The 13289-nt window shown below is 33.2% G+C and carries 12 protein-coding genes and 1 tRNA gene; 8 read left to right on the forward strand and 5 right to left on the reverse strand.

Annotated elements, in window-relative coordinates; all coding sequences use genetic code 11:
• From CLV33_RS15365 to CLV33_RS15395, 7 genes are all read left to right on the forward strand, one after another.
• A partial coding sequence (locus CLV33_RS15365; protein ID WP_146109755.1) for a T9SS type B sorting domain-containing protein occupies positions 1–1134 on the forward strand: 1134 nt, incomplete at its 5' end.
• Positions 1135–1161: 27 nt separating this feature from the next.
• Positions 1162–2094, forward strand: coding sequence for a PorP/SprF family type IX secretion system membrane protein (locus CLV33_RS15370; protein ID WP_105474649.1), 933 nt, complete (start codon positions 1162–1164; stop codon positions 2092–2094).
• Positions 2095–2107: 13 nt separating this feature from the next.
• Positions 2108–4009 carry an OmpA family protein gene (locus CLV33_RS15375; RefSeq protein WP_105474650.1) on the forward strand — a complete coding sequence of 634 codons (1902 nt, stop codon included), beginning with the start codon at positions 2108–2110 and terminating at the stop codon, positions 4007–4009.
• 104 nt (positions 4010–4113) lie between these two features.
• Positions 4114–4638: an isopentenyl-diphosphate Delta-isomerase gene (gene idi, locus CLV33_RS15380; protein WP_042245057.1), complete on the forward strand. Its 525-nt coding sequence runs from the start codon at positions 4114–4116 to the stop codon at positions 4636–4638.
• Positions 4635–5045, forward strand: coding sequence for a 6-pyruvoyl trahydropterin synthase family protein (locus CLV33_RS15385; RefSeq protein WP_105474651.1), 411 nt, complete (start codon positions 4635–4637; stop codon positions 5043–5045). The genes idi and CLV33_RS15385 overlap by 4 nt, the downstream gene beginning before the upstream one ends.
• Before the next feature lie 148 nt (positions 5046–5193).
• A complete protein-coding gene (locus tag CLV33_RS15390; protein ID WP_105474652.1) occupies positions 5194–5463 on the forward strand; it encodes a hypothetical protein in 270 nt (89 codons plus the stop codon).
• A 58-nt stretch (positions 5464–5521) separates the two neighbouring features.
• A tRNA-Thr gene (locus CLV33_RS15395) sits at positions 5522–5595 on the forward strand.
• A 37-nt stretch (positions 5596–5632) separates the two neighbouring features.
• On the opposite strand, the gene CLV33_RS15400 is transcribed toward CLV33_RS15395, so the two are convergent.
• From CLV33_RS15400 to CLV33_RS15415, 4 genes are all read right to left on the reverse strand, one after another.
• Positions 5633–6337, reverse strand: a complete 705-nt coding sequence (locus CLV33_RS15400; RefSeq protein WP_105474653.1) for a DUF4369 domain-containing protein — start codon at positions 6335–6337, stop codon at positions 5633–5635.
• A 52-nt stretch (positions 6338–6389) separates the two neighbouring features.
• Positions 6390–7694 carry a DUF819 family protein gene (locus tag CLV33_RS15405; RefSeq protein WP_105474654.1) on the reverse strand — a complete coding sequence of 435 codons (1305 nt, stop codon included), beginning with the start codon at positions 7692–7694 and terminating at the stop codon, positions 6390–6392.
• Positions 7695–8111: 417 nt separating this feature from the next.
• A complete protein-coding gene (locus CLV33_RS15410) occupies positions 8112–8891 on the reverse strand; it encodes a zinc ribbon domain-containing protein (RefSeq protein WP_042245068.1) in 780 nt (259 codons plus the stop codon).
• 3 nt (positions 8892–8894) lie between these two features.
• Positions 8895–9989, reverse strand: coding sequence for a Nif3-like dinuclear metal center hexameric protein (locus CLV33_RS15415; RefSeq protein WP_105474655.1), 1095 nt, complete (start codon positions 9987–9989; stop codon positions 8895–8897).
• A 46-nt stretch (positions 9990–10035) separates the two neighbouring features.
• Between CLV33_RS15415 and lpxK the strand changes: the two genes are divergently transcribed.
• Complete coding sequence (lpxK, locus tag CLV33_RS15420; protein WP_105474656.1) at positions 10036–11043, forward strand: tetraacyldisaccharide 4'-kinase; 1008 nt, start codon at positions 10036–10038, stop codon at positions 11041–11043.
• On the opposite strand, the gene CLV33_RS15425 is transcribed toward lpxK, so the two are convergent.
• Positions 11040–13271 carry an ATP-binding protein gene (locus CLV33_RS15425; protein ID WP_105474657.1) on the reverse strand — a complete coding sequence of 744 codons (2232 nt, stop codon included), beginning with the start codon at positions 13269–13271 and terminating at the stop codon, positions 11040–11042. The two genes, lpxK and CLV33_RS15425, sit on opposite strands and share 4 nt — an antisense overlap.
• Positions 13272–13289 lie beyond the last annotated feature (18 nt).

The raw sequence follows: 13289 nt of genomic DNA on the forward strand, positions 1-13289 counted from the left end.
TGTAGTCCAATCGGTATCAATACAACAGATACAGACGGCGATGGACTTACGGATTGTGAAGAAACCACAGGAATCGATGACCCAAGCACACCGGACGATCCCACAACCTTCCCAGTTGGACCAACAAGTGATCCAAACGATGCTTGTAGTCCAATCGGCATCAATACAACAGATTCAGATGGCGATGGACTTACGGATTGTGAAGAAACCACAGGAATAGACGATCCAAGCACACCGGATGATCCCACAACCTTCCCAGGCGGACCAACGAGTGATCCAAACGATCCATGTGATCCAATCGGCATCAATACAACAGATTCAGACGGCGATGGATTAACAGATTGTGAAGAGACCACAGGAATCGATGACCCAGGTACTCCAAGTATTCCTACTGGAACATCTGATTCGAGTGATCCATGCGATCCAATAATAACCGGTTGTGAAGCATCAATAGTAGTTACTAAGGTGGCCGATGTGCGAGGCACTTCTTTGGGAGATCGAATAGATTACACTATTGAGGTGGAGAATACAGGTGATTTTGATTTGACAGGAATTTCACTTGTAGATACGTTTACAGATGCTAATGGAAACATCATATCACTTACAGAAGGACCGTCCTTTGTGAGCTCAACTTTGGGTAGTGATGATGGAATTCTGCTTGTTGGAGAGATTGCAACGTATAGTGCTAGTTTCACTATAACTCAAGCAGCTATTAATGCCGGTGGAGTAAGTAACAGTGTTGTAGCTTCAGGTTCAAATCCACGTTCTGGAGCTGTATCTGATACTAGTGATGATGGTGACGATTTAGATGGTAATACCTCGGATGATCCAACATTTACAGAGCTTGGATGTTTGCTCATATTTAATGAGTTCTCACCTAATGGTGATGGTGTTAACGATACTTTAATTATCAACTGTATTGAAAACTTCCCTAATAACAAGTTAGAAGTTTATAATAGATGGGGTAACTTGGTTTACGAGAAACGCAGTTATAATAATGATTGGGATGGAACATCTAATGGACGCGTAACGGTTAATGCAAATGAAAAACTACCACCGGGTACATATTATTATGTCTTGGATTTTGGAGATGGTTCTAAACCAAAAGTAGGATGGTTATACATAAATAGATAATAAGTAAACAGCTAAAGAATTAAAAAGATGATACAGAAAACATCATTCATAAAAAGTTTAATTTTAGTAGTGTTTACTGCACTATTAAGTTTAGAAACTCAAGCACAACAAGATCCGCAGTATACGCAGTATATGTATAACACTATGAGTGTAAATGCTGCTTATGCTGGTCAGAGAGACGTTTTAAGTGCAACAGCATTGTATAGAACCCAATGGGTTGGTATAGATGGCGCACCCAAAACAGTAACTTTTGGTATTCATTCACCATTAAAAAATGAGCGATTAGGTTTAGGGTTAAATATTGTTAGTGATCAACTAGGTCCAGCAGAAGAAACGAGTATAGATTTAAATTTCTCTTATACAATTCCTGTTGATGCTTCAGGTGATTTAGAACTATCTTTTGGTTTAAAGGGAGGATTACATATTCTTGATACCGATTGGAGTAAAGGTTTATTTCAAAACCCTGATAGATTATTCAATGAGAATATCAATTTAATTTCACCCACTTTAGGAGCGGCAATGTATTTGCATTCCGATAGATGGTATTTAGGTCTGTCTGTTCCAAATATATTTACAACAGAGCATTATGATGATTTTCAGGAATCGATAGCTACAGAGCGTTTGCATTATTTTTTAATTGGCGGTTATGTTTTTGATTTAAGCGAGCGCACCAAGTTAAAGCCAGCCTTTTTAGTTAAAGGCGTATCAGGTGCTCCATTAATTGCAGACCTATCTGTTAATGCGTTGTTTAATGATAAGTTTACTTTAGGTTTAGCTTATCGATGGGATGATTCTGTAAGTGGTCTGGTAGGTTTTCAAATTACCCCAGGTTTATTTGCAGGATATGCTTATGATGCGACAACCACAGCGTTAAATAACTATAACAGTGGAACCCACGAAATTATGTTAAGGTTTGAGTTACAACAAATAGGTAAAATCTTATCACCAAGATTCTTCTAAAAAGACAAGAGACATGAAAAAAAGAATATATATACTTACCATAATAATTGTTTTTACATCTGGAATTTCATTTGCTCAAAAGGGAAAAGTGTCAAGTGCAGTAAAAAAGTACGAAAAGCTATCTTATGTAGCGTCTAGAAATGATCTTTTGGAATTGGCAAATAAGGAAGATGCTTCTCCTGAAGTAATTGAAAAATTAGCGAATACCTTCTATTATAATAGTGAAATGGATGATGCCGCAAAGTGGTATGAAAAATTAGTCAGTTTAAATCCACAAACCAACCCCGAAAACTATTTTAAATATGCACAAGCGCTAAAAGCTACGAACAACTATAAAGAATCAGATGCGGCACTTAGAACTTTTGCAACTCTAAGACCTGACGATTCCAGAGGAGTTAAGTTTTTAAACAACCCAGATTATCTCGAAGCAATTGAAACTATGTCTCAAGATTATATGCTAGTAAACCTAGATGTAAATACTTCTTTTTCAGATTTTGGAGCTTCTTTATATAATAACAACCTTATTTTTGCGTCCTCTAGAGATGAAGATGAGAAAATTTATAGTTGGAATGCACAACCCTTTTTGGATTTATTTGAATTAGATAGTGAAGGTAATGTTCAAGAAGTAGCAGGAGATATTAATACGAAGTATCACGAGTCTTCAACTGCCTTTACAAAAGATGGAACAACGGTTTATTTCACTAGAAACAATTACTATAACGGTAGGTTTAAAAAGAACAGTGAAAACACCCACACACTCAAGGTTTACAAAGCTACTTTAGCAGATGGAGAATGGACAAACATAGAACCATTACCTTTTAATAATGATGAATATAATGTGGCACATCCTACTTTAAGTGTAGATGAGAAAAAGCTATATTTTGCTTCAGATATGCCAGGAACTAAGGGAATGTCTGATATTTTTGTAGTAGATATAAACGATGATGGTACTTATGGTACACCACTAAATTTAGGTTCTAAAATAAATACGGAAGGACGAGAAAACTTTCCGTTTGTTAGCGATAAAGGTGTTCTATATTTTTCTTCTGATGGACATTTAGGTTTAGGCGGACTAGATGTATTTAAAATTAAGTTAGACGATATTGATTCCAATATGCTTAAAAACGTTGGAAAACCAATTAATAGTCCTAAAGACGATTTCGCATTTATTATCAACGAATCTTTACGTACAGGCTATATTTCTTCAAATAGAAAAGGAGGAAAAGGAGACGATGATATTTATAGTTTTAAAATACCCGATTGCGATTTCAGTTTAAAAGGCACAGTAGTTAATAAACGTACCAATGTTATTATTGCAAATGCTGAAGTAACTTTAAAAGATGAGAATAATAACGTACTAGAATCTGTTAAAAGTGATGATAGTGGTATGTTTCAGTTTAATACAAGTTGTAAAGCACAAACCTACATTATTGAGGCTAAGAAAGAAAAATATGAGGACGATTTCACCGACTTTACGGTTAATACTGCTAAAAAAGATTCTAACTTAAAATTAGCTTTAGAACCAAGTGCGGCAGGAATTGGTACCGATTTGGCCTTATTACTAAATCTAAATCCTATTTATTTTGATTATGACAAATCGTTTATACGACCAGATGCAGAAATAGAGTTGGCTAAAATTATTAAATATATGAAGGAGTTTCCTAACGTAAAAATAGATGTGCGTTCCCATACAGATTCTAGAGGAAGAGATGCTTATAATTTAGCATTATCGGAACGAAGAAATACATCTACTAAAGCTTATATTATAAATAAAGGAGGTATTTCTCCCGATAGAATATCGGGCAAAGGTTATGGTGAAACACGATTAACAAATCATTGCTCAAATGGTGTTAAATGCTCCAAAGACGAACATCAGGCAAATAGAAGAAGCGAATTTATAGTAGTAGAAAATTAATAACATTAACCATCTATCTAATAAGGCATCTAAATTTATTTAGGTGCTTTTTTATTTAAAACAGGATGAAACAAGTAATATTTTGTTCGTATTTTTGCTAAACTATGAAAGAAGAAAAAGTAATTCTTGTAAACGAACAAGATGAGCAAATAGGTGTAATGCCTAAAATGGAAGCTCATGAGAAAGCCCTTTTGCATCGTGCATTTTCAGTATTTATCTTTAACGATAATAACGATTTAATGCTACAACAACGCGCCCTAACCAAGTATCATTCACCAGGGTTATGGACCAATACCTGTTGTAGCCATCAAAGAGAAGGTGAGACAAATATTGATGCTGGAAAGCGAAGATTAATGGAGGAGATGGGGTTTGTTACAGACTTAAAGGAGTCTATATCATTCATATATAAAGCTCCTTTTGATAACGGACTTACAGAGCATGAGTACGACCATGTTTTGTTGGGAAAATACAATGCTACTCCAAACATTAATAAAGAAGAGGTCGAAGATTGGAAATGGATGCCACTAGAAGACGTAAGGGCAGACATAACTGCTCGCCCAGAGCTCTACACCGCTTGGTTTAAGGTAATTTTTGATAAATTCTACGAACACATAAATATAAACTCATGAATAAGGTAACAGTTAGTAGAAAAGCTCATTTTAACGCAGCTCACAGATTATATAGAAAAGATTGGAGTTTTGAAAAGAACGACGCTGTTTTTGGTAAATGTAATAACCCAAACTTTCACGGCCATAATTATGAATTAATAGTGAGTGTTACCGGAGAGATTGATAAGGAAACGGGTTATGTTATAGACATGAAGATTTTGAAGGATATAATAAAAAGTGAGGTAGAGGATGCTTTTGATCATAAAAATCTAAACATAGAAGTTCCAGAATTTGCAACACTAAATCCAACAGCCGAAAATATAGCAGTTGTAATTTATAACAAGATGAAAGCTAAGTTGACCAGTAACCTAGAACTTGAAATTACATTATACGAAACCCCTAGAAATTTTGTAACCTACTCAGGTTAGTAGGCGTTAGTTAAATTATTTAAAGGTGTTTATGTAAAAGATATATACACTAATTTATGTGCATACAAAACGTTATAAAATTACACCTAAAAAGTTAAAGTTATTAGAAGTTTATGTTTAGTTTTACAATCAATTAAAAATAATAATTATGGCAAGTGTAAGAGATCTTAAAAAAGATATAAATTACGTATTAGGAGATATTATTGAGGCAGTTTATGTTTGGGAATATCAAAATACAGATAAGGATACAAAAAAGAGTGAGGCTATTATAGATGAAGCTATTGAAACGTTTGATGAGCTAATAGCAAAAGTTAACGATAGAAGTATTGAAGACAAAAAAGCCCATTTTAAAGCTATAAACGAAGAGTTGGAAAATAGAGGCAGAATCTTAATAGAAAAAATTAATAAATTAGGTTAATTTTTTCAGGCCAATTTGTTGCAAATATTAATTTAGAAATTATATTTGCATCCGCTACGCCGATATAGCTCAGCTGGCTAGAGCAGCTGATTTGTAATCAGCAGGTCGTGGGTTCGAGTCCCTCTATCGGCTCAAAAAAAAGCCTCTAAACTTAGTTTAGAGGCTTTTTTTAATTACTTTTTTCATCTAGCTTTCGTTCTTCTAAGAATTTTTGTAACTCTTTACCATATTTAGAATTTTTAATTCTAGGTGTTAACGAAGCGTGTATGGTGTCCAATAAATTGGTATTCGCATTATAAATTTCAGAAAGTGCCAAATACGGAGCAACTTCACTATCATTATGGTTAAGTGCAAAATTTACAGTTTGTAAATATCTGTTTTTAAAGAGGCTATTTTGTTTTTTCTCAATAGTATTTGCTGTAGCTGTATCCCCATTTCTTTCAGCTTCAAAACGTTCCTTAATAAAATCTAAATTCCTATTGTTTAAACGTGACATTAATTTTTGATAATCTTCCAAGATTTTTTGTTGCTCAGAGCCCTTTATCACAGCATCTGCTACAAAATGTTTTAAAGTTGTATTAATTTCCATAGTACCTTTATCTGCAAAAAAGCTAATTCTGTCTTCTTCTTTAGAGTTTTTGTCAAGATCTAAAATAAATAAATCCGGCTCATCTAATTCTGCATACAATTCAAATTCAGGATTACCATTTACAATAACAGAATCTACCGTTACCAATACCGTATCGATAACACGTTTAAGGTATACGGTTCCTTTTTTTAATCCTTTAATGTTGGTTTTTACTACTAAGTCTTGTGGCTTATTAGAGCATGCAAATGTTAGTATAATAAGAAGAAATGTGATTGTTTTTTTCATTCTAAAAAGTATAATTTTGGAGCGCAAATATCTTATAATTATTAAATATATGCTAACCTCCAGCAGCAATTTTCATAAGTTCAGCACAAAGCATTGCGCCATATGTACCTACTACATAACCAAAAACTGCTAATAGTACCCCAACCGTTGCTAATGACGGGTGAAATGCGGCTGCAACTACCGGGGCTGAAGCAGCACCACCAATATTGGCCTTACTTCCTACAGCTAAAAAGAAGTAAGGGGCTTTAATGATTTTTGCAACTAAGAATAGCAGCGCTACATGAATGAACATCCAAACTAATCCTACAAAAATAAGTCCTGGATTTTCTACAATTTTGGTTAAGTCCATTTTCATTCCAATACTAGCTACTAGAATATAAATAAAAACGCTACCAATTTTACTAGCACCAGCACCTTCATATGTTTTAAGTTTTGTAAACGATATTAAAATGCCAAGTAGTGTTGCTATGGTAATCATCCAAAAAAATTGAGAGCCGAATGATGACATTGCAGAAGTTTTATCTCTAACAGCTTCAAAATTATTAGTTAAAAACTCAGAAATATTACTTGCTCCAAAATGTGCTATACCAACCACTGTAAAAGCTATACCGAGAATAACCATTAAATCGCTGAGTGAGGGGTTTCTAGAAATTTTATTGGCGTAAGATGATACACGCTCTTTTAAAACTTCAATAGCACTATTATCAGCTTTAAGCCATTTATCAATTTTTTCAGATTTACCAATACCCAACAGCAAAATGGCCATCCAAATATTGGCCACTACTATATCTACTATTACCATTCCAGCGTAGTTATCGGTATTAAATTTATAAATTTCTAGCATTGCTGCTTGATTTGCTCCTCCACCAATCCAACTACCTGCTAAAGTGGCTAAACCTCTCCATACAGCATCTGGTCCGGCGCCTCCAACAGTTTCGGGAGAAACCGTTGATATTAGCAATATAGCTAATGGTCCACCAATTATAACGCCAACGGTACCTGTTAAAAACATAATTAATGCTTTTGGCCCTAAATTATAAATAGCCTTTAAGTCTATGCTTAGCGTCATTAATACTAGTGCAGCAGGTAGTAAATATCTGCTGGCAATGTAATATACTTGAGACTTATGTTCTACAGCTTCACCAGAAGCGTTAATAGATGTCCATTCTGGGGCAATTATTCCTAAGGTGGTTAAAACACCGGGCAGCATGTATGCCATAAGTAATGCAGGAATATATTTATAGAATTTTTTCCAAAAAGCACTAGAGCTTGTTGAAGTGTAAAATACAAAACCCAGAGTTAACATTAATAGTCCAAAAACAATTGTGTCTTGGGTAAATATTGGTGCATTGTTCATATTAAAATGTGTATTGAGAGCCCAAGATAAAGAAAATATAAAAAGTAAAAATAAAAGTTTGGCACAGATATTGGTATATTAATAACAGTTACACTTCAATTAATAGTTTATTGAGTGGTTACTTTAAACTTTAGAATTGTAATTTCATATTTTGGTTGGTTAGTTAGTAAAAAAGCATCCTGTTAGGGATGCTTTTTTTGTGTTCTGTGCAATATAATATCTAAATTACCAATGATAAAACTTTGTGTTTGTTTTATTTAAACTTAGAGTAAGAAGTACATATGGGGACTTAAGGTAAAAAATCTCTTAAAAGGTATGGTGTGATATACTCTAGCTGTAAAATAAGAAACCAGAGCGTTTGATGCTCTGGTTTAAAATGTATTAACCTGTTTAGAGGTGTTTGTATATAAAATTGGTTTACAGTTTTGCAAACAATTTTTCCATTTTTGCTTTTTGTTCTTCTGCTAAAGCTGCGTCTACTAAAATTCTACCACTGTGCTCATCGGTAATTACTTTTTTTCGAGATGCAATTTCTACTTGAACTTGTGGAGGTATTGTAAAAAATGAACCACCCGAAGCACCTCTTTCTATTGGTACCACTGCTAAACCATTTTTTACATTTTTACGAATTCTATCGTATGCAGCAACCAAGCGGTCTTCAATTTGTTTTTTGTAATCTTCAGACTTAGCAATTAGGGCTTGCTCTTCTTTTTCAGTTTCTGCTAAAATTGCATCTAGTTCACCTTTTTTGTGCTTTAAATGCGTTTCGCGCTCTTTTAACTGTTCTTTGGTAGCGGCAATAACCTCTTTCTTTTGTTCAATTTGTGCCTTAAATTCTTTAATGTGTTTTTCGGCTAATTGAATTTCTAATTCTTGAAATTCTACCTCTTTGGAAAGGGAGTTAAATTCTCTGTTATTTCTAACATTTTTTTGTTGCTCACCATATTTCTTTATGAGTGCCTTAGACTCCTCAATTAAATTTTTTCTAGAAGAAATATCGTTATCTATAGTTTGTAAATCATTAACTAATTTCTCTAGTCTAATGTTTAATCCAGCAACTTCGTCTTCTAAATCTCTTACTTCTAAAGGCAATTCTCCTCGAACATTTCTTATTTCGTCAATGCGAGAATCTATAAGTTGTAAATCGTATAAAGCTCTTAAACGCTCTTCTACACTAACTTCTTTCTTTTTAGCCATACTTTAAAAATACTTAACAGGATTTGTATTTGTCTTTGATAAAATGATTGCAAAATTAGTAATTTTTTTTGTAAGATACTCTACTAAAAGGTTTTTTGTGAATTGTTCGCTTTCGTAGTGTCCTATATCAGTTAAAAAAATGGTGCTTTCGGCACCAAAAAAATCATGATATTTTAAATCTGCTGTTACAAATGCATCAGCACCAGCGGCTTTAGCAGCACTAATGGCAAAACTTCCTGAGCCTCCTAATACGGCTACTTTTTTAATAGGGTTGTTTAAAAATGATGAATGCCGAATACATTCTGTTTTCATTTTAGTTTTTAAATACTTTAAAAATTGGGTTTCGCTAAGCGGTGTGGCTAATTCGCCAACCATTCCCATACCTATATGTTGGTTTTTGTTTTCTATGGTTATTACTTCGTAAGCTACTTCTTCGTAAGAATGTGTGTTAAAAAGTGTTCTTAATATTTTAGCCTCTAAGTGTTTTGCAAAAGTTACGGTAATTTTGGTTTCAGCCTCGGTATGGGTTTCTCCTTTATTGCCAATTGTTGGAGACGATGCATCGTTACCCTTAAATGTGCCGTGGCCCTCAACATTAAAGCTGCAATTATTGTAATTACCAATATGTCCTGCGCCTGCATTAAATAAAGCGGTTCTTAATGTATCGGCTTCATTTTTGGGTACGTATGTTGTTAATTTTTTTATGGTACCGTTTTGCGGTATGAGTATTTGCTTGTTTTCTAGCTCAAGTGTATTGCAAATCATATTGTTTACCCCTTGGAAAGTATTATCTAAAGCGGTATGCATGCTGTAAATAGCAATATTGTGCTGTATAGCTTTTATTACCACACGCTCTACATAGGTTTTTCCTGTAAGCTTTTTTAAACCTTTAAAAATAATAGGGTGGAAGCTAACTATAAGATTACATTTTTTAGAAATAGCCTCGTCTATAACAGTCTCTAATGTATCTAATGTAACTAATACACCTGTTAATTTAGCGGTTTTATCTCCTACTAAAAGCCCTACGTTATCAAAATCTTCTGCGTATGATAATGGTGCGAGAGCCTCTAAATGATTTATGACGTCTTGTACAATCATTATTTATTTGTTTGCTTCAAAGATAAAATATTATACTTTCGCTTAAATGAACCTGCTAAGAAAAATATTATTTCCAGTTGTACCAGTTTATTATCTTATAACTTGGTTAAGAAATAGGCTTTACGATTTGGGTATAAAAAAATCAACATCGTTTAGTATTCCAATAATTTGCGTAGGTAATTTAAGTGTAGGGGGTACTGGAAAAACACCTATGATTGAATATTTAGTTAGGCTTTTAAAAGATGATGCTAAAATAGCAACACTAAGCCGAGGCTACAAACGAAAAACAGAGGGGTTTCAATTAGCGAAATCCACATCAACATCAGAAGACTTGGGCGATGAACCATTTCAATTTTATAATAAGTTTGCTGCCAATGTAACAGTAGCTGTAGATAACAATAGAGTTAATGGTATTACAAAATTATTACAATTAAATAATGCTCCAGAAATTGTGCTGCTAGATGATGCATTTCAGCATAGAAAAGTAAAGGTGGGCTTAAATATTATGCTTACAACTTACAGTAATCCGTTTTTTAACGATATGGTTTTGCCAACAGGAGATTTAAGAGAGCCTAAAAGTGGTTATAAGCGTGCTGATATTATTGTGGTTACAAAATGTCCTAGCAATATAACCAATATTAAAAAAGAGGAGTTTTTAAAGCGCATAAAGCCTACAGAATACCAACATGTATTTTTTAGTACTATTGCTTATGCAAATAAAGTGGTGTCTAAAACTGCTGAGCTAGAATTAAACAGTTTAACTAATTTTACCCTTGTAACGGGTATTGCTAATGCAACGCCTTTGGTAACATTTTTGAAATCTAAAAATCTAAAATTTCAACATTTAAACTTTAAAGATCATTATGAGTTTTCTCCTGATGACATTTCTAAATTAGAATCTTGTGAGGTTATATTAACCACCGAAAAAGATTTTATGCGTTTAAAACAGTATAAAGCATTAGAAAAAAGACTTTTTTATTTACCAATTACAGTAAATATTTTAGAGAATGTGCCATTTGATAATTTAGTAAAACGCTTTGTAAAACAGTTTTAGGCAGTAGCCGATTTTTTGTTGGATAGTGAGTTGAAAAGCTTTTTTTCAAACTCTTCTTGTTTAAAAGGTTTTGGGATTATATCGGTAAATCCGGCTTCTTCAAACTCGTGCATTTTATCTTCTATAGTAACAGCGGTAAGGGCAAAAATGGTTAGCTCTTTATCAAACGTTCTAATAATTTTTGTGGCTTCAATACCACTAATCCCTGGCATGTGAATATCCATTAAAATTATATCGTACTTATTGTTTTTAATCATATCTACGGCAGCTTCACCGTTGTCTACAATTTCGCAAGCAAGTTCCATTTTAGTTAAAATCTTTTTAGTTATCATTTGGTTGATCTTATTATCTTCAACCACTAAAATTTTAACGGAACTTAAATCAATATTAGGTTTAACATCAAGTTTCTTAACTTGTTTTTTTGCTGCTTTTTCTTTGGCTTCGTTGTATTCTAAAGGAATTTCAAAGAAAAAAGTTGTGCCTTTGCCTAATTCGCTCTGTAAGTAAATTTTTCCTTTTAATATTTCAATTAAACCTTTAACAATTGAAAGCCCAAGACCGGTGCCGCCATATTTTCTATTAATTTGAATTGAGCCTTGTGAGAAACTTTCAAACATATTGTCTTGTTTCTCTTTGGTTATACCAATACCATTATCTTCTACTTCAAAACGAAGGTTATAAATATCGTTTTCTTGTCCTATTTTGTAAACCCTAATCCAAATATCCCCATCTTTGGTAAACTTAATAGAGTTTCCAATTAGGTTAATTAATATTTGGGAAATCTTTAATTGGTCTGCTATAAAGTTTTCTGGTAAATCTTTGTCGTATTCAAAATGAATGGTAATATTATTATCTAATGCAGAGTTGTTTAGCGCAAGAACGATATTGTTAATTTTCTTTTTAAGGTTAAATGGTTCTGATTCTACTTCAACCTTATTCGCTTCAATTTTATTAATTTGAAGAATATCGTTTATAAACGTAAGTAAGTAATCTCCAGAGAATTTCAGGGATTTTAAATGTTGTATTTGCTCTGGCTTAGGGTCTTCGTCTAATAGCATATTGCTTAACCCTGTTACTGCGTAAAGTGGTGTTCTTAGCTCGTGTGTAACGGTGGATAAGAAATTAGCTTTTGTTTTAGAGGCTAGTTCTGCTTTTTCTTTTGCAACAATAAGCTCATTATTTTTTTTATGAAGCATATTGTTAGTTTTAAGTCTAATGTTATTGTTTTTGTATAATGAAAGCGTTAGTAGGGATAAAATAGTAATAAGCGCTACACTAAGTATAGAAATTAGGGTGCTTAAATCGTTTTTGCTATTAGCTTCTTCTAATTCTGCCTGTTGTTTTTTATTGCTTTCAATTTGATCGTTAATTAAAAATTGAATTCTTTTTTCAGGTGATAAATTGGCGCGTTTTACGGCTCTTAAAGAATCTGATAATTTAATATGAGCTTTTAAGTAGTTGGTAGCAAGCTTAAAATCGTTAGTACTTTCATAGATGTCGCTCAACACTAAAAAACCTTCGTTTTCTATAGTTTTAAAACTATTGGCTTTAGCAATCTCTAAACCTTCTTTTGTAAAATCTAAGGCTTTTTGATGATCGTTTAGAATGTTATAAATTTTACCATGGTTTACCAAAGCACTGCTTAAGGTATTAAGCAAGTTTTCTTTTCTGGAAATTGCTACAGCTTGTTCGGTAAGTTCTCGAGCTTTTCTGTAGTTTTTTAGTGCTATATATGCATTGCCTTCCGCTAGTAGAGTTTCGGCAAGATCAGCTTCTAGTTCTTCTTCTTCAAATTTAGATTTTGCAGCACGGTAAGAATCTAACGCTTGGTAAATGTTTTGTTTGGCCATGTAAACATCGCCAAATGTTTTATAAGAGCGACCAAGGTTTTTATTATCGTTTATAATACGTTGCATCTCAATAGCAGAATTGAGTGCCTTTATTGCATCGTCTTCTTCTTCAATAATTAAATGAAGTTTGCCTTTTATGGATTGTATTAATCCTATACTTTTTTTATTATCAGAATTTTGAGCTAGCTCTAGAGCCTCATCTAGAGTTTTTTGTGCCTCGAAATAATTAAAGTTTTCAATATCTTTTTGAGACTGCTCTATGTAATAATCTATATTGTTTTGAATAATCTCAGGATCCTCTTCAATGGTGTTTTGAGAGAATAATGTTATTGATAATAACATCAAAACAATAAATGGGTATTGTTTTATTCGGGACATTTGTATTCAATTAGTCGA

The sequence above is a fragment of the Jejuia pallidilutea genome (assembly GCF_002973595.1).
Lineage (GTDB): Bacteria > Bacteroidota > Bacteroidia > Flavobacteriales > Flavobacteriaceae > Jejuia > Jejuia pallidilutea.